This is a genomic window from Sphingomonas sp. (genome assembly GCF_050725575.1).
Classification (GTDB): domain Bacteria; phylum Pseudomonadota; class Alphaproteobacteria; order Sphingomonadales; family Sphingomonadaceae; genus Sphingomonas.
In genome coordinates this window covers 151,585-174,561 of the sequence record NZ_JBOHHW010000001.1, presented here as the reverse complement: position 1 = coordinate 174,561, position 22,977 = coordinate 151,585, and the positions used below count along the sequence as shown (strand labels likewise).

The 22,977-nt window shown below is 65.7% G+C and carries 17 protein-coding genes; 3 read left to right on the top strand and 14 right to left on the bottom strand.

Features of this window, described 5'->3' with window-relative positions:
* Positions 1–9 precede the first annotated feature (9 nt).
* The 14 genes from ACRECS_RS00715 to ACRECS_RS00650 form a co-directional block, all read right to left on the bottom strand.
* The gene (locus tag ACRECS_RS00715; protein WP_431581033.1) at positions 10–726 is read right to left on the bottom strand and encodes a hypothetical protein; all 717 of its coding nucleotides are present in this window, start codon (positions 724–726) and stop codon (positions 10–12) included.
* The gene (locus ACRECS_RS00710; protein ID WP_431581032.1) at positions 711–2,663 is read right to left on the bottom strand and encodes an ATP-binding protein; all 1,953 of its coding nucleotides are present in this window, start codon (positions 2,661–2,663) and stop codon (positions 711–713) included. Before ACRECS_RS00710 ends, ACRECS_RS00715 begins: the two co-directional genes overlap by 16 nt.
* Positions 2,660–4,060, bottom strand: coding sequence for a DUF4255 domain-containing protein (locus ACRECS_RS00705; RefSeq protein WP_431581031.1), 1,401 nt, complete (start codon positions 4,058–4,060; stop codon positions 2,660–2,662). Before ACRECS_RS00705 ends, ACRECS_RS00710 begins: the two co-directional genes overlap by 4 nt.
* Positions 4,061–5,038, bottom strand: coding sequence for a hypothetical protein (locus tag ACRECS_RS00700; RefSeq protein WP_431581030.1), 978 nt, complete (start codon positions 5,036–5,038; stop codon positions 4,061–4,063).
* Complete coding sequence (locus tag ACRECS_RS00695) at positions 5,035–5,781, bottom strand: hypothetical protein (protein ID WP_431581029.1); 747 nt, start codon at positions 5,779–5,781, stop codon at positions 5,035–5,037. The genes ACRECS_RS00700 and ACRECS_RS00695 overlap by 4 nt, the downstream gene beginning before the upstream one ends.
* Before the next feature lie 8 nt (positions 5,782–5,789).
* Entirely contained in the window at positions 5,790–6,290 is a 501-nt protein-coding gene (locus ACRECS_RS00690; RefSeq protein ID WP_431581028.1) for a phage tail protein, read from the bottom strand.
* A gap of 12 nt (positions 6,291–6,302) precedes the next feature.
* Entirely contained in the window at positions 6,303–8,705 is a 2,403-nt protein-coding gene (locus ACRECS_RS00685) for a phage tail sheath family protein (RefSeq protein ID WP_431581027.1), read from the bottom strand.
* Between the two features lie 896 nt (positions 8,706–9,601).
* Positions 9,602–10,687 carry an L-threonine 3-dehydrogenase gene (tdh, locus tag ACRECS_RS00680; RefSeq protein WP_431581026.1) on the bottom strand — a complete coding sequence of 362 codons (1,086 nt, stop codon included), beginning with the start codon at positions 10,685–10,687 and terminating at the stop codon, positions 9,602–9,604.
* Positions 10,684–11,883 carry a glycine C-acetyltransferase gene (locus tag ACRECS_RS00675; RefSeq protein ID WP_431581025.1) on the bottom strand — a complete coding sequence of 400 codons (1,200 nt, stop codon included), beginning with the start codon at positions 11,881–11,883 and terminating at the stop codon, positions 10,684–10,686. Before ACRECS_RS00675 ends, tdh begins: the two co-directional genes overlap by 4 nt.
* A gap of 65 nt (positions 11,884–11,948) precedes the next feature.
* Positions 11,949–12,512: a helix-turn-helix domain-containing protein gene (locus ACRECS_RS00670; protein ID WP_431581024.1), complete on the bottom strand. Its 564-nt coding sequence runs from the start codon at positions 12,510–12,512 to the stop codon at positions 11,949–11,951.
* Positions 12,513–12,570: 58 nt separating this feature from the next.
* Positions 12,571–13,587 (bottom strand): LLM class flavin-dependent oxidoreductase, encoded by a 1,017-nt coding sequence (locus ACRECS_RS00665; RefSeq protein WP_431581023.1) that lies wholly within the window; start codon positions 13,585–13,587, stop codon positions 12,571–12,573.
* Positions 13,588–13,702: 115 nt separating this feature from the next.
* On the bottom strand, positions 13,703–15,517 hold the full coding sequence (locus tag ACRECS_RS00660) for a glycoside hydrolase family 9 protein (RefSeq protein ID WP_431581022.1): 1,815 nt from the start codon (positions 15,515–15,517) through the stop codon (positions 13,703–13,705).
* On the bottom strand, positions 15,517–18,165 hold the full coding sequence (locus ACRECS_RS00655) for a TonB-dependent receptor (RefSeq protein ID WP_431581021.1): 2,649 nt from the start codon (positions 18,163–18,165) through the stop codon (positions 15,517–15,519). The genes ACRECS_RS00660 and ACRECS_RS00655 overlap by 1 nt, the downstream gene beginning before the upstream one ends.
* A gap of 106 nt (positions 18,166–18,271) precedes the next feature.
* Positions 18,272–19,510, bottom strand: coding sequence for an ROK family transcriptional regulator (locus ACRECS_RS00650; protein WP_431581020.1), 1,239 nt, complete (start codon positions 19,508–19,510; stop codon positions 18,272–18,274).
* Between the two features lie 92 nt (positions 19,511–19,602).
* Between ACRECS_RS00650 and ACRECS_RS00645 the strand changes: the two genes are divergently transcribed.
* Genes ACRECS_RS00645 through ACRECS_RS00635 form a run of 3 tightly spaced genes read left to right on the top strand, consistent with a single transcriptional unit; the run spans position 19,603 to position 22,889 of the window.
* Positions 19,603–20,562: a carbohydrate kinase family protein gene (locus tag ACRECS_RS00645; protein WP_431581019.1), complete on the top strand. Its 960-nt coding sequence runs from the start codon at positions 19,603–19,605 to the stop codon at positions 20,560–20,562.
* Positions 20,559–21,836, top strand: coding sequence for an MFS transporter (locus tag ACRECS_RS00640; RefSeq protein WP_431581018.1), 1,278 nt, complete (start codon positions 20,559–20,561; stop codon positions 21,834–21,836). The genes ACRECS_RS00645 and ACRECS_RS00640 overlap by 4 nt, the downstream gene beginning before the upstream one ends.
* A 9-nt stretch (positions 21,837–21,845) precedes the next feature.
* On the top strand, positions 21,846–22,889 hold the full coding sequence (locus ACRECS_RS00635) for an SIS domain-containing protein (RefSeq protein WP_431581017.1): 1,044 nt from the start codon (positions 21,846–21,848) through the stop codon (positions 22,887–22,889).
* The last annotated feature ends 88 nt before the right edge of the window (positions 22,890–22,977 follow it).

Here is a 22,977-nt window from a genome sequence, read left to right as displayed (position 1 = left end):
CGCGGCCCCCTAGAACGGCACGAGCGCGCTGATCGCGCTCGGCATGTTGGTGAGGTTGAGCACGGCCGCGGCGTCTTCCTGAAGCCGGGTGAGCTTATAGGCCGCAGTACAGATCTTGCCGGTCGGCGAAATCGAGCAGCGGAACATATCCGGGGTCATCACCTCCATGTCGAGGCTGACCGTCGCCATGATCGGATAGAGCGTCGGCGAGTGCATCTTCTCGTCGACCGAGAAGGAGGTGATGCGCACCGGCAGGATGATGCGCTTGCCCAGCACGAGCAATGTCGGCGCGACGGTCGGCCGCTTCGCCTCGCCGCCGCCGCCCTGCGCGAGATCCTTGAAACTCGCGGTGAGATCGCCGATCAGCCCCTCGCTGGCCTGAACCAGCTTGCGCAGCGCCGCCAGCTGCGGCTCGACCCCGAACTGATTATACACCGGATGACCGACCGCCATGCCGTCGGTCGCGTCGAACTCGAGCTGGAAGCCGGTGAATTTCTCCGGCACGTCGAACGGCTGGACGGTCGGCGCCTGGCTGCCGCGATCGGCCTGGTCGACCGCCATCGGATTCCATGGCTCGAGCGAGCGGGTGATCGTCTCGGGATTATACTGGAAGGTCACGACATTGGGCAGGAAGCCGACCACGTCTTCGAGCAGCTGCACGAACGCGCCGTTGAGCAGGCGGCCCGCCCGCGAATAGCCGGTCTGATAGATTAGCGGGTCGGGCATGCGCTTTTGATCCTTTCGCGGTCGCGATTGCCCAATGACCGCCCGTCCTTGATCAGCTCGCGCTCGGCGGCACGCAGGATCTGTTCGGGGCCAAGCACATCCTCGCGCCGGGCGGCGGCGAAATGCGCGGAAAGCAAGGTCGTCTTGATCTGCGCGCCGGTGAAGTCGAGCGCGGCACCGAGTACTGGCCAGAGATTGTCGAGTGCCTTTGCACGGTCGGGCGCAAGTGCCGTTACCGACCGTTGCCACAATGTGGTGCGGGCCTGCTCGGTCGGGCGCGGGAATTCGAACGTATAGCGGATGCGGCGCAGAAAGGCCGAATCCATGTCCGCCTTGCGATTGGTGGCGAGCAACGCGGTGCCCTCGAACTGGCCTTCGATCAACTGGAGTAAATTGGCCGTATCGGTATTGGCATAGCGATCATTGCTGTCGGTGACGTCGGTGCGTTTCGAAAACAGCGCCTCGGCTTCGTCGAAGAACAGCAGCGCATCGATCTGCCGCGCGCGGGCGAAGATCGCGGCGATATTCTTGGACGTCTCGCCGATATATTTGGAAATGACCGAGCTGCAGTCGATCCGATACAGATCGACGCCCATCTCGCCGGCGACGACCTGCGCCGCCATGGTCTTGCCGGTTCCGGGCGCGCCATAGAATAAGGCGACCAGCCCGCGTTCGCGCGGAAACAGCCGCGCCATCTCAGCGCTTTCCCAGACCGCATGGCGCGTGCGCGCTTCATAGGCCAGGTCCTTCAGGTCGCTGGCGAGCTGCCCGGGCAGGATCAGGTCGTCCCAGCCGACTTCGCCGGTCATCCGCTCGGCCAGGCTACCCATCACCGCCGACTGCGTGGCATTGGTCGCGGCGATCGCCTCGGCATCGTTTTCCGGCGCAACCTGCCCGAGCCGCGTGATCGCACCCGGGGTCAGCGCTGCGCGCGACGCCAGCAGCGATCGCGTCTCGGACGTCCACCCCTCGGCGGTCGGCACCAGCTTCTTGATCATCCTGGCGCGTTCGGCCGGTGGCATTGCCGGCAGGATCACCTCGAACGGCGCGAGCCTGCCGGGCGGTGGCGCCGTATCACCCGGCCCGAGCGTGATCGCCTGCAATGGCGGCGGGCCGCGATCGCCGGGCGCGAGGCTGCCCGCTGGAGGCGGCTTGCGCCACACCAAAGCGGCGTTGGCGACATGTGCAAGGCGCTGGATCACTACCGTGTCGTCGCTGGTCCAGGGCGTGCCGTCGGTCGCGGGATCGATCGCAATCGTGTGCAGGCCGAAGCTGTCGGCGACCTGAGCGGCAAAGCTTGTCCGGCCCGCCCCTTCGAGCCCGGCCACGCTCATCAGGACAGGCAGGCCGCGATCGAACGCGCGGCGCAGCCTGGCGACGGTTTCGGCGACCGGCCAGTTGGACAGCGGCGGCAGGACGTCGACGAACCGCGCCTTGCCCGACAGCCGCAGCGGTATTCCATACTCTTCCATCAGCCATGCGCGGACTGCGGGATCGGGGATGAGTGCGGGGGGTTCGCCCGGCGCTTCGACATGTTTGGCGATGAGCTGCCAGCGCAACAATGCGCTGGTGCCGCTGAGCAGCATCTGCCCCGGCCGCGCGAACAGGATCGAGACCAGCCAGTCGGTTGCCCAGGTGCGGCCGATCAACTCGTGATAGCGGTTGAGCAGGCGCGGATCGAATTCGGGCGCGATGCAGGTCAGCATCACCGCACGATCGGCTTCGGTGGCGCCGAACAGCGCCAGTATCCGGGCCAGCGCGCCACCATCGGGCAGCGCGGCATAGACGCGGTCGGCCTCGACGATCGCTTTCATCGTTTCGGCCTGGTCGGCATCGGGGCGCAACCGGTCGAGCCGCGCCGAAATGAGCGCGACGATTGCCTCGCCCTCTTCGTCCCGCGCGATGGCTCGCGCGAGTCCGGGCTTGGCGGCGGTCATGGTATCGCCACCCAGAATGGCTGGGCGTCGGCGCCGTCGACGATCAGCCGGATCGAATGGTCGCCCGGCACATCCTGTTCGGGATGCGGCAGATAGGTCAGGTCGTGCGCGGCAATGGTGAAGGTGCCCGGCACGGTCGGCACCGCACCGGTGACAAGCCGATAGGCGCGGGCATCGACCGACAGGTCGATGGCCAGTTCCGGCGCGAGCGTCGGATCGATCGGAATCGGCCGGCCGCGCGTCAGCAGCCAGGCGCCGCCAAGGTTGAGCTTGACCGCGCCGGTGATGTTGTTGCGCGTCGAGCCGATGATCCGCGGATAGACCATCACCGCGACGGTGTTCGAGCGTTCGCGCACCCACTCGGTCGCGCCGTCGCGCGTGAAGGTCCGCGCGGTTTCCCAGCTCCCGGCATAAAAGCCGGGATAAAGCTCGAAATTGACCGTCGCGCCGCCGTCCGGCGGATCGGCGCGCAGGATATTGCCGCAGGTGATCGCGACCTCGCCGCTGTCGATCGTCTGAGCCCAGCCCAGCGCACCGTTCAGCGCCATGTCGAGCGGCACCGTGCCGCCGGGAAAATTGCGCGCCCAGAATGGATGGGCCAGCAGCAACCGCCGCTCGTCGCCGCCGGCCAGGCCAGTGCCGACCAGCCGCAGGATATTGGCCGGCGGCGGCGCGCCGGTGACCGGGCCGATCCGCGCGGGGCTTGCGGTCAGCGACACCGCGCCGCCGCCCGCCGATGCGGGATTGGTGAACGGTACCTGCGACTGGCTCTCCGCCAGCACCGGCGCGGATTTGGGAAAGACATGCGCGCCAAGGCGCAGCACGATGCCGGGCAGCCGGTCGGGCGGTTCGGCCTGGATTTCGGCCGAATTGACCTCGTAGTAACAGGACGGCTTGGCGGTGGTCTGGGTCTCGCTCGCCCAGTAATTCAGCGCCTCGCCGGCCGTCAGATGGAGCTGGGTGACCGAGAACCGGTTGTCGAGGCCGCGGATTTCGTCGGGCATGATGATCTGGCCGCCGACCCTCGTGGCATCGTCGATCACCGGATAATCGTGCAACGTCTTCATCGCATAGCCGAGCAGGCGCTGCTCGGTCAGCGCGTTATAGTCGCTGCCGGTAAAGGTGTGTGCGGTCAGGATGTAATTGAGGATCAGCGTCAGCGGTGAGGTCGCGATCGGGCGCTGGCCGGAGGCCTGGCGCATGCGGACGCGGTTCGCCGGGTCGGGGCTGATATGGTAGCAATACAGGCTCAGCACATGGTCAGCGCCGGTGGTCCGTTCGGGCGGCAGCGTCGAAATGGTGAGCGATCCCAGCAGGCCCGGCTCAAGCAGCGGAATGTTGACCTCAAGCAGTTTCTTGAGAGCGAGCGTGGTCTGCGAGAGATCGAGGAGCGGCACCTAGAAGCCCTCCTGCCGCGGCTGCCAGCCCTGCGCTGCGCGCTGAGTCAGCGAACCGATCACTGACTGGCCCGCCGCCGTCATTGGCGGGGCCGGTGCGGCCGGTGCGACCGACACCTCGCGGATCCGTTCGATGACCCGCTCGGGCGGTGCCGGCGCCGGGGCTTGTGCCGGTGGCGGCGGCAGCGCGTCGGGGAAGCGTGCGACCGGCGATTCCGCGTCACGCGCAACGGGTGCGATCGGTTGCGGCAGGACGGGCGGCAGGTCCTGCCCGGATGGTGCCGCAGCGACCGGCGGGGCGGATGCGGGAGGCGGATCGGCGACCAGGCGAAGCGGCGCGGCCTTCTCCACACCGTGCGGCTGGAACTGGTCGGGCGTAACGCGAAACGGCGTCGCCAGCGGTGGCGCAGCAGATGCCGGTCGCGCCGCTTCACCGGACCGGGCCGGGGGCGTATCGAGACCGGGATGCGCGGTGGGCGCGGCACGGACCCGGTCGCCATCCGGCGCAGCGATCGGCGCGGCTGCGGGGGTAAACCTGCTTTCCGGCTCGACCGTTGGCGCAGCGTGACGCAGCGGGGCGTCGAGCGGCGCGCTTTCGGCGAGCCGCTGCAGCGCGCTGACCGGTCGCGGCATGGCGTCGCCATTGGTCGGCGGCGGCGCAGTGGGTACCCGCGCGACCGGCTCGATCCGGGACTCGGCCTGTCCCGATGTCGCGGCTGGTCCGCGATCGGTCGCGGCAATGCCTGGCCGGTCATCGGCCCGCTCCCGCACGGCCGGCTCGGAAACGCGGCTGTCGGGTGCGCGAACCGGCGCGTCACCGGTTGGCACCGCGAACGGATCGACCAGATCGGGAAACAGGCCGAGCCGCTGGTCGGCGGTGATGATCGGCGATCCGCCGCCCGCCGCAGCGACCGGTACCGCCATGGCGCGGGGGGCCGACGGGGCCGCCGCATCGAACAGGCGCTGGATATAATTCATGATACGCGTCGCAGCGGCTGGGCAGTCTCGCGTTCGCCGATCAGCAGCCGCGCATAGCTTTGCCGTTCGGCGCGCGTGAGCGACAGGATCTCGGCATGGCTCCAGCGATAGGTGGAGGCGAGAAGATGGACTTCGCGGACCAGAAAAGCGCGGTCGCGCCGCAGTGCTGCTTCGATGAATGCCGTCATTGAAAAGGGCACCATCTGTGCCGCCCGGCATTCGGGGCAGGTCGCGGCGAGATCGAGTTCAAGCGACGGATCGGCAGCCTCGATCGCGCGCGCCGCCGGTTCCGCTGCGGGCACCGGGCCCGATAGCGTCAGTCGTGCGAGCAGCGTCGCGGGCGATCCGGTGATGTCGCTCCAGCGCGGTAGCCGGACCTTGCTCCTGCCCAGCGCAATCGCTGGCGGCTCGCCCGACGCGCTGCCGTCGGGGCGGCGGCTCGCGGCGAGCTCGGCCAGGTCGAAACGGATCTCGTACCGTGCCGCACAGGCAATGCAGACGGCATCGGCGATGATGTCGTCACCGTAGAGCGCGCCATATAATGCGGCGAGCGCCCGGTCGCGGTCGCCGACCGGGAGCTCGCGCAGCGCGTCGCCCGACACGGCGCCATCCTCCTCCAGTGCCAGCCGCGCGAGCATCGCCCCGGCATCCGCACCGGCGCGCTCGTCGGCGCCGGTCAGCGCCGCGAACATGATCCGGTGTGCGCCACGCGCACCGAACGCCAGATCCACGGACACCGCCATGACCCGGTCTAGAACTCGGCGGTTTCGACGATGGCTTCGTCGAGTTCCCATCCTTCATTCTGCAATGTGAGCGACTGGATCGCGATCGCATTGTCGTTAGCGGACAGTTCGGGCAGCGCGGTATAGGCCGACGGCCAGCAGCGGAACACTTTGTACGATCGCACCGCGACGCCCTGCAGGTTCATCAGCGTGACGACGATATCCTTGCGGAAATGCCGCAGGCTGACGCCGCCAAGGCCCTCGGGATTATAGACTTCATTGGCCCATTCATGGAACGCCGGGTCGAAGGTCACACCGCGCTCCAGCACGATCGGTTCGTGCTTGGTCAGGCCGGGACTGACATACTGGTGGCTCAGCGTATTGCCGGGCCGATGGGTAACGACTTCGGTCGTGCGGGTCAGCGCACCGACCTTGCTGACCCCGGCGACGATGCTGCCATCGACCATGACCTGGAACATGAAGGTCCGGTAAGGGTCGAAACGGTTGGTATTGACGGAAAACTCGGCCATCTCGCTACCTCCTCAAACCTGGACCTGACCGGCGAGCTGCCGGACGGTGAGCACCACGAATTCCGCCGGGCGAAGCGGCGCGAAGGCGACGGTGACGTTGACGCGGCCGAGATTGATGTCGTTCTGCGTTGTCGTCGTGCTGTCGCAGCGGACATCATAGGCTTCGGACGCCTTGCTGCCCTGGAATGCGCCTTGCCGGTACAGGTTCTGCATAAAGGCGCCGGCGGCGAGCCGGATGCTTGACCAGAGCGGTTCGTCGTTCGGTTCGAAGACCGCGAACTGAAGACCGCGGTAGAGGCTCTCTTCCAGGAACAGCGCCAGCCGCCGGACCGGGACGTAGCGATAATCATCCTCGCCCGAATTATCGAAGCCCGCCATGGTGCGCGCGCCCCACACGACGCTGCCGCCGGCAAAGGTCCGCAGCGTGTTGACCGCAACCGGGTTGGTGACGCCGTTGTCGGGATCCGAAATGAGCTGGTCGAGCCCGCGCGTGCCGAGCAGGGTCGCCTCAAGCCCGGCCGGTGCTTTCCAGACGCCGCGCCGTGTGTCGGTGCGCGCCATCACCCCGGCGACCGTTCCGCATGGGTCGATCGGCAGGGTCACCGACGCGACCTTGACCTTTGGCCAATAGACCGCGGCATGATCCTTCACCACGCCGATGCGCAGGTCGGGAATGCCCGCCGCGACCTTGTCGACATTGGTCCAGTCGTCAGGCGGATCGACGATCAGGAATGCGCGCTCGCGGTCGCAAAAGGCGCTGGCCGCGCCCCACAGCGTGCCGCGGATGATATCGGTCTGGCCATCGGCGCGCGGCAGGCAGAGCAGGTTGAAGATGTCGACCTCGCGCGCGACGCGGTCGAAGATCGGCTCGTAGCTGGCGAGCAGCGGCACGCCGCCATTATTGCCCGGCGCACCGGGCGCCTGGAAGTTGCCGGTGCCCGAGCCGCCGAGCGCATAAGCCTGGGCATTGGCTGACCGGGCGGATGCGGCGATGTTTGCGGCCGCGCCCATGTCGAACGTGCTTGGCGCCGGGCTGCTCAGCGCTGCCGCCGTGCCCGTGTTCGATGTACCGAAATTGGGCGTCAGCACGATGCTGTACCCGACGCGACGCGCGGACCAGTTCTTCTCGATCCGGCTTGCGAGTGATGCCACCAGCGTATCGAGATGGGTTGCCACATTGCGCAGCGATCCGACCCCTGCCGAACTGGCGCTGCCTAGCAGGAAAGTGGTACCGGGGCCGGAGAAAGGCGGCGCGACAAGCGAGGTATACGCCGCCGTGCCGGTGCCGTCGTCGAACCTCCAGGTGGTGAGATTGGCCCTTGTCGCCTCGGCAAACGCGACCAGGCGGCTCAGGTTTGACGATGTCGGGAATGTCCCGCCCACCGCGTGCAGCGCGGTCACATAGCCGGTGGGTTGCGGGCGATAGCGTGAATAACGGCCGATCTCGATCCCGCCATTGGCGCTGCCGAGCTCAAGCGCCCGGCTCCCGTCGGATGCCGATGCCGCGGTGATCAGGACGCTGTCGGATGTACCGCCATTGCTGCCGTTCGAGGTGAGGCACAGCGCGCGTGCGGCGCCGAACGTCTCGAGCGTCGCGGTCACGCCGCCCGGTTGTCCGTTGGCGATCAGCGCCGCGCCGATCGCCGCGCCGACATCGGTCAGCCAGGTTGCCAGCACACCCACCGGCGCGGGCAGATTGACCGTCACCGCCGCGCCACCATCGACCGCGACGACGAGTGCCGTGCCGGTCGTGAGCGCCGTGTTGAGCGTCGCGACAGCAGTCGCGTCGGTCGTGGAAAGGATGATGGCGCTTTGCGAGAAGCCGTTGCCGGTCGCGGCCAGGGCGCCACCGGGCAGCTTGGCATCGACCAGTTCGGAATTCTTCTTGAGGAAATCGACCGCATAACGCGGGCTCTTCGGGTCCATGGTGAGATCGCCGAAGAATTCATTGTCGGAAATGATCACCTTGCCGTTGGTGTCGACAGACCGCCGGAAGAGCTCGATGTTGAACGTGAGCTCGGGGGTGACCGTGTCATAGTCGATCGCCGCGCGCAGCTCGGCGCCCAGCGTGCCCGCGCTCTTGGCGGTCAGCTGCAGCACCGGTGCGGCGTTCGCGTTGCGCAACGTCACGCTGGCCTGCTGCACGCCCGGCCCGGCGACGCGGGCGACGATCGCCTCGCCGCCGCCGTTCAGGAAGAATTGTCGCACCTGGCTGACCAGCTCGCCATAGCCGGTGTCGGTGCCGAATATCTGTTCGAACTGGTTGAGCCCGCGGATCGGCGTCGGCTGTTCCAGAACGCCCTTGCGGGACTGGCCGATAAACAGCGTCGTCGATGTCGCGACCCCCGTAATCGTTCTGACGCCTGAGGATTGTTCCTCAACATAGACACCGGGATAGGTCAGTCGTGCCGGCATAGCCTTGCTCCTGTGCGATCTGCCCGACAATCGGGCGCCAGTAAGAGCTCGCGCAAATGGCGTGGTCGACCACAAGGGATCGCGATCACACCCAACGGAACGAAGTCCGCTGGAGATGCGACTCACGTCACAGACGAGTAATCGACCCTGCTATGCTTTGATTATGTTTAGTCACCGTGCGAATGGAATATCAAGTGATTCTTTTTGCAGCGACATGATCTCCATCGTGCTGGGTCTATAGTCTTAAAGCACACCAAGGATTGCCGTGGGATAGATGCATAATGCCGCATTTACGTACTATTTGACCGAGTTTTGTCGGATCTGATTTGTGCCATGTAGCAAACAAATGATCATGACGGCGATCTGGACTCATCGTGTATTGCTGCGATGGATCTATTTTGGATCTTTCTTGGGCGAATATTGAGCGCGGTCGATGGCTGCCGGATCACTTCACTTGTGCGACGGGTCCAGCGGCGAGCGGGGATCATGAGGCTTGCGGCAACCATGGCCGACCGGTTTTGATGATCCGTCGATCATGCTCCCGATTCAATCCCGGCGCAGGTCATGGCAATGCGATCCCCGACGGGTGGCTGTTCAGGCCCCCGGCACGCTCTTTCTCATGACTGGATATTATTGGACGAGTCTGCGCTGGCTGTTCCGGCCGGAACAGCCAATGTCGTTCGCTGTTCGCTGGCTGATACCTGGCTGTTCGGTGGCTGTTATGCTGGCTGTTAACTGGCTGTTCCCAATAACAGCCAGCATGGGGCAAGCTATTAAGAACAAGCCGAAAATCGGACGATCAAAGCCGGTTTGACAACCAGAAAAAACAATTCACTGAATTAACAGCCAGGAACAGCCAGGAACAGCCGGGATCGAGCCGGACTGACCATGCGTGATCAGGCGCTCGCATCGCTCCAGTCGAGCACGACCTTCCCCGAAAGGCCCTTGCGCATCAGGTCGAAACCCGCGGCGAAGTCATCGACCGGGAGGCGGTGCGTGATCAGCGGCTCAAGGTCGAGGCCGCCCTCGATCAGGCCGAACATCTTGCGCCAGGTTTCGAACATCTCGCGTCCGTAAACACCGCGAACCGTGACGGCCTTCAGGATGATGTCCGACCAGCTGACCTGCATGTCGCGGCTGGGCAGGCCGAGCATGGCGATATTGCCGCCCATCGCCACATGAGCGACGGCCTGCCGGATCGCGCTTTCGACGCCTGACATTTCCAGCACGACGCCGAACCCTTCCGGCACGCCCTGCTCATGCATGACGTCGCGCAGATCCTCGCGGCCGACATTGACCGGCCGGACATCTGCCAGCCGTGTCGCCAGTGCCAGCCGATAGTCATTGACGTCGGTCAGCACCACGGACCGCGCGCCCGCCCGGCGCGCGACCGCAGCGGCCATGATACCGATCGGCCCCGCGCCGGTGACCAGCACATCTTCGCCGAGCAGGTCGAATTGCTGCGCGGTATGCACCGCATTGCCGAACGGATCGAGGATCGCGCCGACATCGAACGAGACCTGGTCGGGCAGGGGCACGACATTGAACGCCGGCAGGCAGAGATATTCGGCAAAGGCGCCCTGGCGGTTCACGCCGATCCCCTGCGTGCCGGGATCGAGATGGAATTTGCCCGCGCGCGACGCGGCGCAATTGATGTCGATGATATGGCCTTCGCCGGACACGCGCTGGCCGATGCGCAGGTCGCGCGTGACCGCCGCGCCGATCTCGATGATCTCGCCGGAGAATTCATGGCCGAAGATCATCGGCACCGGCACGGTGCGCGCCGCCCAGTCGTCCCAGGCATGGATATGCACATCGGTGCCGCAGATCGCGGTCCGCGCGACCTTGATCAGCACATCGTCGGGGCCGGGCGCCGGGATCGGCGCGCGCGTCGCCCACACGCCTTCCTTCGCCTCCAGCTTGGCGAGGCCTTTCATCGTCTTCACGGTCGTTTCGGGGCGAGCGAGGACGGCGGTATTCATTGAATGATCTCCAGCTTGCGGCCCGCCTGGGCAAAGGCATTGATTGCGTGATCGATCTGGTCGTCGGTGAAATGGGCCGACATCTGCGTGCGGATGCGCGCCAGGCCGTGCGGCACGACCGGGAAGGAAAAGGCCGTGACGTAAATGCCCAGCGACAGCAGTTCGTCCGCCATGCGCTTGGCCTTGGGTGCGTCGTACAGCATGACTGGCACGATCGGATGGTCGCCGGGCAGCAAGTCGAAGCCGAGCGCCTGAAGCCCGGTGCGGAAACGCTGCTTGTTGCGCTCGAGCCGCTCACGCAGCGCATCGCCCTCGGTGCCGCGCGCAATCTCGATCGCCGCGAGCGCTGCGCCGCAAATTCCCGGTGCGAGCGCGTTGGAGAAAAGATACGGTCGCGCGCGCTGGCGCAACAGGTCGATCACCGGGCGCCGCGCCGCGACGAATCCGCCCATCGACCCGCTCAGCGCCTTGCCGAACGTGCCGGTGAGAATGTCGATCCGCCCTTCGACACCGCGATAGGCAAGGCTGCCTCGCCCGCCCGGGCCAAGCAGCCCGGTGGCATGGCAGTCATCGACCAGAGTGAGCGCGCCATGCTGTTCGGCCAGGTCGGCGATCGCGCCGAGATCGGCGATCGTCCCGTCCATCGAAAAGACCCCGTCGGTGACGATCAGGATGGTGCGGGCGCCTTCCGCTCTGGCCTGCACCAGCACGCGCTCGAGATCCGCCATGTCGTTGTTGGCGAAACGATAGCGCCGCGCCTTGGACAGGCGGATGCCGTCGATCAGCGAGGCATGATTGAGGCTGTCGGACACGATTGCATCTTCCGCCCCGAGCAGCGGCTCGAACACTGCGCCATTGGCGTCGAACGCAGCGGCGAACAGGATCGAATCTTCAAAGCCGAGATAGTCGGCGGTGGTCGCTTCCAGCGTCTTGTGGATCTCCTGTGTGCCGCAGATGAACCGGACCGACGCCAGCCCGGCGCCCCAGCGGTTGGTCGCCTCCACCGATGCTGCGACCACCCGGGGATCGGCCGCCAGCCCGAGATAATTATTGGCGCAGAGATTAAGGACATGCTGGCCCCGCACCGACACCATGGCCTGTTGCGGTCCCGCCAGCACACGCTCCGATTTCAGCAGCCCATCGGCTTCAATGCCTTGCAGCGAGTCGCTGATGCGGTCGTAAAATGGCTGATCCATGCTGGGCCCCTTTGAACACAGCATAAATGCAATATAACGGACACGGAGTCCAGTATATAAGAATTCTATCCGATTACGACGAGCAGCGCGCGTGCGGGTTCTGGTCCTATATTATTGATTTCATGTGAGATATCGGCCGGATAACGCGCGGTGGCGCCAGTGCCGACGATCTGCTCGGCGCCGTCGAGCGTGACGTGCAACTCGCCATCCAGCACGGTGAGGTGCTCGCGCGTGCCATGGGCATGCGGCGCCGATGTCAGCTTGCCGCCGGCGGCAAATCTGAGCTCATACCATTCGAGACTGTCCGCCCGGTCGGCCGGGCTCAGAATGCGCAGCACGCAGCTCCCATCCTCGGTCCGAATCTCGGGCGTGAAGGAGGGCGACGCCATTTCGATATAGGGGCGCCGTTCCGGCCGCGCGCCGCCGATCAGTTCCGACACGTCGATCTTCAGCGCCTGGGCCAGGGCCCAGACGGTTGCGACCGTCGGGTTGGTCTGGCCACGCTCGATCTGCGACAGCATCGACCGCGACACGCCCGACGCATGCGCCAGCACGTCGAGCGTCATGCCGGCCTTTTTGCGGCTGTGCTGAAGCGCCGGCCCAATTTGCGGAGAACCAAAATCTGACATTGCCGATACGTCACCGTCAAACGCGGCGAGGTCAAGCGCCGCGCCGCGTCTGTGGTAATCAGCGCCAGCCGAGCGCCGGTGCCACGTGCGTCAATATGGCATCGATCACATGCGCGTTATAATCGACCCCCAGCTGGTTCGGGACCGTGAGCAGCAGCGTATCCGCTTCCGCAATCGCTTCATCCGCTCTCAGCTCCTCGATCAGCCGGTCGGGTTCGGCGGCATAGGATCGGCCGAACACGGCGCGCATCTTGTCGATGATCCCGATCTGGTCGCTGCTGTCGCCGCGCCCGAAATAGGCACGATCGCGATCGTTCATCAGCGCGAAGATCGAGCGTGAGACCGACACGCGCGGTGCGCGCGCATGGCCGGCCTCGGCCCATGCGTCGCGATAGGCCCGGATCTGCTTGGCCTGCTGGACATGGAACGGCTCGCCGCTCTCGTCGGCCTTGAGCGTCGAGCTTTGCAGGTTCATGCCCCTCTGCGCCGCCCATAGCGCGGTGGCGTTGGACGCCGAGCCCCACCAGATGCGATCGCGAAGCCCCGCCGAATGCGGCTCGAGCCGCAACAGCCCGGGCGGGTTGGGGAACATCGGATTCGGGTTGGGCTGGGCGAAGCCCTCGCCCTTGAGCAGGTCGAGGAACACTTCCGCATGGCGGCGCCCCATATCCGCTTCGCTCTCGCCCTCGGCCGGTGCGAAGCCGAAGTGCCGCCAGCCATCGATCACCTGTTCGGGCGAGCCGCGGCTGATCCCCAGCTGCAGCCGCCCGCCGCTGATCAGATCGGCCGAACTCGCATCCTCGATCATATAGAAGGGGTTTTCGTAGCGCATGTCGATCACGCCGGTGCCGATCTCGATACGCTTCGTCCTTGCGCCGACTGCCGCCAGCAGCGGGAAAGGTGAGGCAAGCTGCTGCGCGAAATGATGGACGCGGAAATACGCCCCGTCCGCGCCAAGCTCCTCGGCCGCGACGGCGAGCTCGATCGATTGCAGCAGCACGTCGCTGGCCGACCGCGTTGCCGACTGGGATGATGCGGACCAATGCCCGAACGAGAGAAAGCCGATTTTCTTCATGGGAAGTTTCCAGATGGTGTCATCATGGAAACTGAGGACCGGGCGCCTCAACCGCAATCCGCTAATCGGAATTGCACGGTTTCGGTTTTGGGCCGGTGCTCACCTGCTTGCGGATCTACTCAGTCGCAGTGACGGACAGCGCGAGCAGCATCCAGGCGTCGTGCGGGATCCATTGCTCGTTCCAGCGCCAATTCTCCGAATCCGGGCCGGCCGCGAAATCGATGCCGGCGCCATCGTCCGCACCGACGCCCCCGGTGATGCCGTTGGAAATGCCGCCGACCAGCATATGACCCCCGCTGCCGGAAAAATTTGGGTTCCGCCCGCCAAAGCCATAGACCATGCTGACATCATAGGGGTTGCGGCCAAGGATCCAGTCGAACCGGTGCTGCACTGATGTCGCCAGCTCCGGTGCGATGCCGAAGGTCTCGCCGGTCCGTCCGATGGCGCGCGCGCCAAGCGTCGTGGCTGCAGCAAGCGAGGCGAGCCGGGCATCTTCGCCCTGCCACCAATAGCCGGTTTCATTGGCGTGCGGCATGAAGAAGCCCGCCGTGATCGGGCCCGACTGGTTGTTGATCGAGGTGCGGAATATCTGCCGGGGATAGTCGAAGACATTCTCGACCTCATGGTCGAGCACCTGCTGGGCATCGATCGCGCGCGCGATCACCGCCTTGATCCGCTCCTTTTGCGTGTCGGGCGCAACGCCCAGATACTCGCTCAGCGCCAGGATCGGCAGGCCGGCATCGGCCGCATGATAGAAGGGGCGAGTACCATCGTCGCTGCGCCACCAGCCCTGTTCCGTCAGCCGGTCGGCGAGATGCGTCGCGCGTGCGCTCGCGGCCTTGAGATAGGCGTCCTCGCGCGTCGTCTTGAACAATTCGACCGCGGCGAGCAGTGCGCAATAGTCGTCGATGATATTCTCGCGATGATCGTCGAGATAACGCAGATTATTGGCCTCAAGATGCGCAAAGCCGCGCCGCGCATCGGCGAGATAGGTGTCCGCGTCGAATGCGCCGTGGCGCTTGGTCTCGCGCGCCAACCGCGCGGCGCGGGCAAGTGCGGCGATCGCGACGCCGGCTCCTTCGCGCATGCCGGCCTGGTAATCCTTGGTGAACTCGCCGCGCTCGCCGACATAGCCGACCACCTGGCGCTCGGCGCCGACATGACCCCAGCCGTCGAACACCGTCATGTAGAAAAAGCCCTCGGGCGACAGCAGGCGGTGCAGAAAGTCCGCGCCCCAGAAACTCTCGTCGATCAGCTTGGCATCAAGCCCCGCGGCGGCGAAACGCCCGGGCGCGGCCTCATGCGCGCGCGCCAGTGCCCAGGCGGCGAACCCGGCCTGTTGCGGGTTGAAGTAATTGGCATAGGACAGGTGCGACAGATATTTGCCGGTGTCGCCGCCGGCATCCTGCCAGCCGCCCCGCACATCGACGAAGCGGCCACTGCCGAACAACCGGCGGCGGCCATCGCCTTCATCGGGCCAGCGGCTCTGTTTGAAATAATCGAGTACCGCGCCGGCCAGCGTCTCGAACTGGGCATTGGGGCCGACCCGGATCGCCGACGTCTCCTGCTTGTACGGGCCGAGATTGACGCGCAGCATATACTCGCCCGGTTCGGTCAGTGTGCTGAAATCGGCGAGATAATAATGCCGGTTATAACCCCAGGCATCGAAGGCGGGTAGCGGCTTCAGCGCCCTGGTGAGCACGGCGCGCCCGTCGCGCAGCACGGTGAAGCTGGCCTCCGCCTTGGGCTGGTCGATCTCGATGATTGCCGATTTCGAGCTGTTGCTGTCGATCGCCACGCGATTGACATGGATATCGATCTTCGGCTCCGGCGCTCGCGGCGTTGGATAAGTCCGGGCCGCCGGGCCAGCGGCGATCGTGCTCGCCGGAACGAGCGCGATGGCCAGGGCGAACAATGCGGTGCTGCGCATCAAAACTTGGTTCCCGCACGAATGCCCCAGGTGCGCGGCGCGTCATAATAAGCGCGGACGCGGCCATAGGCCTGGTTGTCGAAGCTCTTGGTTGCGACGTCGGTCAGGTTCTCGCCAAACACTTCGACGAAGAAGCGGTCATTGGGCGCGGTCAGCCGCATATTGGCGTCGATCTTGGCATAGGCCACCTGATATTGCGCGAGATGCGCCCCGGAATAATTCAGGATGTCGAGCCACATCTTGGTCTGATAGCGCACCGAGGCATAGGGCGACAGGCGATAGCCGCCCGCCACATCGATATCGTGCCGGTAATTGAGCGAGGCCGAGAAGGCCGGTGCATAGGGCAGCGTTTTGCCGAGCAGGCTGGTGGTGCCGTCGGCATCGAAGTCGGTCTGGCCATAGATCGCGCGCTCCGCCCGGGCATAGCCGTCGACATACAGGCCGCTCTTGGTGACCCGTGCGTGGAGATAGGTGGCGAACCCGCTCAACGTGCCGCCGCGCCACGGGGTGGCGGTGAACTCCGCCTCGATGCCCTTGATCTGCGCATTGGTGAGGTTGACCGTGGTATAAGTGGAGATCGGACGGCCGAACGTGTTGCTGTCGGGCGCCTGGTCAATCCCGACCACTTCCTCGCCGGTCTGCTGCATGTTGCGATAATTGGTCAGGAACGCGGTCAGCGACAGCTGCAGATGGTTGTCGAACAGCTTGCCCTTGTAGCCGACCTCGTACGAGATGACCTTTTCGGGATCATATTGCAGCAGTTCGAGGCAGCCATGGTTGCAGGTGTCGAACTGCTCGTAAAAGCCGCCCATCTTGTAGCCGGTCGAAACTGAGGCATAGAGCATCGTCGCCGCATCGGCATAATATTGCGCGCCGAGGTGCAGGCTGCCGTTGCGCCACTGGCGCCGTTCGTTGGACGGTGGACCGACCGCCGGCAAGGCGACGCCGGGCGGGACGCCTGATCCCATATTGTTGCCGAGATTGTTCGACTGGTGCGCCCGTATGCCCGGCGGCCCACCGGCGAAGGGCGGCGTGTACAGGCCGTTATACCAGCCGATCTGATCGCCGACCGCACCGTCATAGCCATAGGTGACGCCGCCGATATCGGCCTTCTTGTCCCAGCTGTAGCGATACCCGGCGGTCAGCCCGATCTTGGGAATGACCCGCCAGTCGACCTGGCCGAACAGCGCCCGGGATGTTGTGGTGCGCTTCGCCTGATTATACACGAAGGTGTTGGGCAGGCCGTCGATATAGAAATTGTCCGGGCTCGCCGGATCACCGGTGTCATTATAGGTTTTGCTCTCCGCAATCTCGTCGTCGTAGCGGATCCGCTTGTTCTCGTGCAGCACGAACGCGCCGAAGACATATTGCAGCGGGCCGCTGCCGCGCGACTTGATCTGCAGTTCATTGGTCAGGCTGCGATAGCGGCTGTAATTGGTGATCGTGGTCTCGTCCCACACCGGATAATATTGCGTCAGCGCCGCTTCCGGCGTGGCCGGTGCGCCGATCGACGACCACTGCGTCGCCGGATGCGCGCCGCCGTCGAGATCGGTGATCTGTCGCCGCCGCTCGTCCTGGTAACCGCCGCGATATTCGATGCTGATCGTGTCGGTCAGGTCGCCGGTCACCTTGACCAGGAAATCGTCAATCACCATCCGCTTCGACCCAGGCACATTGACCTTGGCGTAGCGCAGCGGATGGTCGCACGCATTGACGGTGCCGGCCGCCTGCTTGCAGTCGACAAAGTCGATATCGCCCGCGCCGATATCGACATAATGCTGTGCGGTACCGGTGATCTCCCACCCGTCGACCGGCTGCCAGCGGGCGATGGCGCGTACGCCATATTCATTGGCATTGTTGTACCAGTCCTTCGGCCTGACCTTGCGGTTGCGGCGCTGGTCGACGTCGGGAATGCCGTCCTTGACGATCCCGCTCGACGGATAGGCCAGATCCGTGAAATCCTGTTCCTGCAGGTCGAGATAGCCGTCATGCCGGTTGTACATGCCGGAGATGCGAATGGCGAAGCGATCGGTCAGGCCGAGATTGATGACGCCGCGAAGCTCGCGCGAATTATAATTGCCCATCGCGACTTCGGCCTTGCCCGACCATTCGCCGAATTCAGGCTTGGACGGGATGATGTTGATCGCACCGCCCGGCGAGTTCATCCCGAACAGCGTGCCCTGCGGACCGCGCAGCACTTCGACCCGGTCGACATCGTACATCAGCGACAGGGCGCTTTGCGACCGCGGCATATAGACGCCGTCGAGATGCAGCGCGACGGCGCTTTCGGCCACTTCGGTGGTGTCGGTGGAGACCACGCCGCGCAGCGCAATCGCGCTGCCTGAGTCAGCGCCGGTGCCGATCTGCAGATTGGGCACATTGCCCTTCAGGTCGCGCACCGAGAGGATGCCCTTGGCGTCAAGCGATGCCTGGCCCAGTGCCGTGACCGCCACCGGCGTGCGCAGCAGGGTGGTCTCGCGCTTGGAGGCAGTGACGATGATGTCCCCGACCTGATTCGCATCGCTGGTGCTGGTGGCGCTGTCCTGGGTTTCGGCCGGCGGCGTCTGTTGCGCGGCCAGCGGTGCGGTGAAAGCGATCGCCGAAATCGTCGCCAGAAGCGCGTGTGAGCCGGTCCGAATCCGCGTCATTCCATGTCCCCTATTTCGGTCGCGAGCAATTGCCGCACTGCGACTTACCGGGCGGAGACTATTGGAAATCGGCTCCTTGTCAATAATATCTCCACTGGATGTTATATTAATCGGCGGAAAGGGCGATTTGCGCAGGGTGGTTGACGACAGACGCGGCGGTGCTGTGCAGCCGGGGGGAGAGGAGCTCGTAGATCGGCAACACCGCCGCGCCCATCAGCGCGCTGGCGCCGTCCTGATTGGAGAGGAGGATGCGAGTCGCGCTGCCCTGCCGGACCGAGGGGCGCAGCGGCAGCGCCCGGGCGAGCAGCTTTTCGAGCAATCGCCGCGGGGCCGTGCCACCCAGGACGATGGCCTCCGGATCCAGCAGGTTTTCGATCATGCCGATCGCGTCGCGCAGATAGGGGCCGGCCGCCTCGCACCAGGCGTCGAGATGCGAATCATCGGCGGCGATCAGATCGGCAATCGCGGCGCTGCCGAGCTCGGGCGCCGTGGCACCGTGCATATATTCGGACAGCGCATGGAGCGAGAGATAGCGCTCGAGACAGCCTTGCGCGCCGCAATAACAGGCACGGCCGTGACGCACGATCGGCGTATGGCCGATCTCCGTCGCATTGCCCGCGGCGCCGCGATAGACGCTGCGCTCGACCAGCAACGTCCCGCCAAGGCCAATGCCAAGATGGAGGTAGAAAAAGCTGCCCAGCGGCTGCGCCACGCCGAACAGTAGCTCGCCCAGCGCCCCCGCGACGCTGTCGGTATTGTAGAAGACCGGCAGGCCGGTCGCCTGCTGCAGCCCGTCGAGCGGGGCGAGGTCCTGCCAGCCCTCGAACGCGGTCGGGCCGACAAAGCTCATCCCCGGTACATCGAACGGTCCCGGCAGGGCGACGCCGATCCCCCACACCCGGGCAGGGTCGCGTGCGAACGCCGACAGCCGTCCGGCCATGCCGATCATCGCGTCAATGACGCGGCCGGGATCGCGCATGTCGATTTGCTGTTCCTCGCGCGTCAGTACATCGCCGACCAGATTGACCAGGGCAGCCGACATACGCTGCGATTCAAGGCTGAAGCCGATTGCGTCGCCGCCTTCCGGATTGATCGCGAAATTGATCGGCGGCTGTCCGCGGATCTTGCGCCCGGTCACGCGGCGCGAAACGATCAGGCCAAGCTCCTCCAGCTCCAGCGTGATATTGGCCACCGCCTGGGGGCTGAGGCCGACGCGATTGCCGATCAGCTTACGCGACGCCTGGCCCTCGCGACGAATCAGGTCGAGCACGACGCGGCGATTATAGGCTGCGCCCGCTTGCTGCGTTGCGCCCAGGCCTGATGCCGCATCCCCTTTGGCCGTCATATTATTTCCATCCAGTAGCTGTTTGTTGACGCCCTGCAGCTGACGGCGTAGCATCCCTGCGATACCCGGCAATAGCGTCCCGCAGGAGGAATGTGACAAAGCTGCTCATCATCGGCGACATTGGTCTGGATCTCATCATGGGGCCGGTCGATCGCTGGCCCTCCCCCGGAACCGAGGCACTGGTCGACCGGATGGAAATGCGCGCCGGCTTCTCGGCCGCCAATGCCGCACTCGCGGCGCGGCATCTCGGCCATGTCTGCCAGTTGGTGGGCGCGGTCGGTAATGACGATCTCGGCCGCTGGATCGTCGACAAGCTCGACGGGATCGAAACACGGCTCACCTTTACCGGGACGGCGACGACGTTGAGCGTGGCCTTTATCCAGAGCGACGGCGAACGAAGTTTCCTGACCACGCGCGGCCATCTTGAATCGATCGACTGGGCCGGGTTGCTGCCGGTGATCGACCCGGCCCGGCCCGGGGACATTGCACTGTTGACCGGGCTGTTCCTGATGCCGCGATTGCGCGCCGCTTATGGCGAGACGCTGCGGGTGCTGCGGCAGCAAGGCTATCGGGTCGCGGTCGATACGGGCTGGCCGACCGAAGGCTGGACGCCGGAGATTCGCGCTGAAGTGACGGCGTGGCTGCCGCATTGCGATGTGCTGCTGCTCAATGAAATCGAAATTCCCGGATTGAGCGGGCATGCCGATATCGACCATGCCCTGACCGATCTCGCCGGCCGCATGGCGCCGGGCGGCATCGCCGTCGCCAAGATGGGCGCGCGCGGTGCGGTGGCGGCGCAGGACGGGCACCTGTTCCGCGGCACCGCCCCGGCAGTGTCGGCATTCGACACGGTCGGCGCGGGCGACAGCTTCAACGCCGCCTTCCTCGCGGCGCTCCAGAACGGCCTGCCGCTTGAGGCGGCGCTGAGCGCGGGATGCGTCGGCGCCTCCACCATCATCGCGCATTTCCCGCGCGAGGCGATCGCGCCGGGGATGCTGGCCAATATCATCGCGCCCGAGCGGACCGCCGCCGTCGCGAGTGCCGCGCGGTGACGCCGGGCAGCGGCCCAGCGGCACGCCGTGCCGGGCGCGACGGCGCGATCGTTATCTTCATCCTGGTAATCTGGTTCGTGATCTCGTTCGTCACCAACATCATCGGCCCGATGTTGCCGACGGTGATTGCCGATTTCAAGCTGAGCCTGGGCTGGGCCGGGGTGCTGCCCTTCGCCTTTTTCCTGGCCTATGCGATCGCGTCGATCCCCGCCGGGCTGCTGATCGAGCGCGCCGGCGCGAAGACCAGCATGCTGGTCGCGCTGACCATCAACCTGGCCGGCGCGATGCTGCTCGCGCTGTTCCCCGGCTATGCCATGGCGCTGCTCGCCCTGTTCGTGATCGGCATCGGCATGGCGATGCTTCAGGTGGTGATCAATCCGCTGATGCGCACCGCCGGCGGCGACAGCCATTTCGCTTTCTACTCGGTGCTGGCGCAGCTGGTCTTCGGCCTGGCGTCCTTCGTCAGCCCCTATGCCTTTTCCGTGCTGATGGCGCACGCCGCGGCGACGCCGGGGCAGGGCCTGTTCGCGCTGGCGCCGGCCAACCTCGCCTGGCTGCTCTTCTACTGGCTGTTCGCCGCATTGTTCCTGGTCGCGCTGTTGCTGACCGCGATCATGCCGATGCCGAAAGTGGAACTGGCGGCCGATGAACGCGCCGGCGGCTGGGGCAGCTATAAGCTGCTCGCGCGTCAGCGCACCACCTGGTTCTTCTTTGCCGGGATCGCCGCCTATGTCGCGACCGAACAGGGTCTCGCCAACTGGATGAGCCAGTTCCTCGCCACCTATCACGGCTATTCGCCGCTCAGTGACGGCGCGGCGGCGGTCGGGCGCTTCTGGGGCCTGATGGCGCTGGGCTGTGCGGTCGGGCTCGGCCTGCTCAAGCTGTTCGATGCCCGGCGGATCCTGCGCGCCTTTGCGCTGGCCGCGATCGCCACGGTGCTGGCGGCGTTGTTCGGCACGGCGCAGGTCTCGATCCTGGCCTTCGCCGCCTCGGGCTTTTTCCTGTCGGTGATGTTCTCGACCGTGTTCGCGCTCGCGCTCAATTCGGTGAAGGAGCATCACGGCGCCTTTTCCGGCATCCTGTGTTCAGGGATCGTCGGTGGCGCGATCGGCCCGCTGGTGATCGGCCTGATCGGCGATCATGTCGGGCTGCGCAGCGCCATGCTGCTGACCATCGTCACCCTGGCCTATATCTTCTGGGTCGGCCTGCGCGCCCGCCCGCTGGTCGACAACGCCACCATCTCGCGCACCAAAAAAGCTGCGGCGCAGGGCTGAGAGGATATTATGGAATCGCTCCCCTCCGCCGCCGCGTCCGCGACGCTGATGCACCGCGAGGCGGCAGAGGCCGGTGCCGCCGTCGCCCGCTTCCTCGACGCCAATCGCACCCGGCTCGCCGCGCTGGGCGATCAGTTGCGCCGCGCACCGCCGACCGTGGTGATGACCTGCGCGCGCGGCTCGTCCGATCACGCCGCGACCTATGGCAAATATCTGCTCGAATCGCGCGCGCGCGTGCCGGTCACGTCATTGGCGCCGTCGATCGCCTCACTTTATCAGGCGCGGTTCGACAATGTGCGCGGCGCGGTGGTGATCGCCATCTCGCAATCCGGCCGCAGCCCCGATCTGCTCGCCAGCGTGCAGGCGCAGCAGGAGGCGGGCGCGCTGGTCGTGGCCCTGGTCAACGACATCACCTCGCCGCTGGCGCTGATCGCCGACATGCTTTTGCCGCTGCACGCCGGCCCCGAACGGTCGGTCGCCGCGACCAAGACCTGCATCGTCTCGATGGCCGGGCTGGCGGCGATCGTCGCCGCCTGGACCGGTGATGCTGCGCTGTCCGACGCGCTCGACCGCTTGCCCGGGCAACTCGACCGCGCCTTTGCGCTCGACTGGTCGCCCGGCGTCGCCGCGCTCGCCGCTGCCGGGTCGCTGTTCGTGATCGGCCGCGGATGCGGGTTCGGCGTGGCGCAGGAAATGGCCCTGAAGCTGAAGGAGACCTGCGCGCTCCATGCCGAGGCATTCAGCGCCGCCGAGGTGCGGCATGGCCCGATGGCGATCGTGAAGCGCGGCTTTCCGGTGATCGCGCTGGCGACCTCGGACGAGAGCGGGGCGTCGGTGCGCCAAGTGGCGGCCGAACTGGCGACGCGCAGCGCACAGGTGTTGGTCGCGGACAGCGTGGAACCGGGGGTGCTGCCCGCATTGCCGGACCATCCGGCGATCGAGCCGATCCTGGCGCTGGAAAGTTTCTACGCCATGGCCAATCGCCTCGCCCTTGCGCGCGGCCTTGATCCCGATACGCCGCCCTATCTGGCGAAAGTGACTCAGACCGTCTGATCCAGAGCGTCTGACGGGACCGCGCGGCCAGGCGCCGGGCCGCCTAACTATTGGCATCTGGATGATCGGTGTGCTTACGTGCCGGTGA

Bases quoted from the DNA above. Each gene is read 5' to 3' on its own strand.
- ACRECS_RS00715 (WP_431581033.1), bottom strand. From the start codon at position 726: ATGCCCGACCCGCTAATCTATCAGACCGGCTATTCGCGGGCGGGCCGC.
- ACRECS_RS00710 (WP_431581032.1), bottom strand. From the start codon at position 2,663: ATGACCGCCGCCAAGCCCGGACTCGCGCGAGCCATCGCGCGGGACGAA.
- ACRECS_RS00700 (WP_431581030.1), bottom strand. From the start codon at position 5,038: ATGAATTATATCCAGCGCCTGTTCGATGCGGCGGCCCCGTCGGCCCCC.
- ACRECS_RS00695 (WP_431581029.1), bottom strand. From the start codon at position 5,781: ATGGCGGTGTCCGTGGATCTGGCGTTCGGTGCGCGTGGCGCACACCGG.
- ACRECS_RS00690 (WP_431581028.1), bottom strand. From the start codon at position 6,290: ATGGCCGAGTTTTCCGTCAATACCAACCGTTTCGACCCTTACCGGACC.
- ACRECS_RS00685 (WP_431581027.1), bottom strand. From the start codon at position 8,705: ATGCCGGCACGACTGACCTATCCCGGTGTCTATGTTGAGGAACAATCC.
- tdh (WP_431581026.1), bottom strand. From the start codon at position 10,687: ATGAATACCGCCGTCCTCGCTCGCCCCGAAACGACCGTGAAGACGATG.
- ACRECS_RS00675 (WP_431581025.1), bottom strand. From the start codon at position 11,883: ATGGATCAGCCATTTTACGACCGCATCAGCGACTCGCTGCAAGGCATT.
- ACRECS_RS00670 (WP_431581024.1), bottom strand. From the start codon at position 12,512: ATGTCAGATTTTGGTTCTCCGCAAATTGGGCCGGCGCTTCAGCACAGC.
- ACRECS_RS00665 (WP_431581023.1), bottom strand. From the start codon at position 13,587: ATGAAGAAAATCGGCTTTCTCTCGTTCGGGCATTGGTCCGCATCATCC.
- ACRECS_RS00660 (WP_431581022.1), bottom strand. From the start codon at position 15,517: ATGCGCAGCACCGCATTGTTCGCCCTGGCCATCGCGCTCGTTCCGGCG.
- ACRECS_RS00655 (WP_431581021.1), bottom strand. From the start codon at position 18,165: ATGACGCGGATTCGGACCGGCTCACACGCGCTTCTGGCGACGATTTCG.
- ACRECS_RS00650 (WP_431581020.1), bottom strand. From the start codon at position 19,510: ATGACGGCCAAAGGGGATGCGGCATCAGGCCTGGGCGCAACGCAGCAA.
- ACRECS_RS00635 (WP_431581017.1), top strand. From the start codon at position 21,846: ATGGAATCGCTCCCCTCCGCCGCCGCGTCCGCGACGCTGATGCACCGC.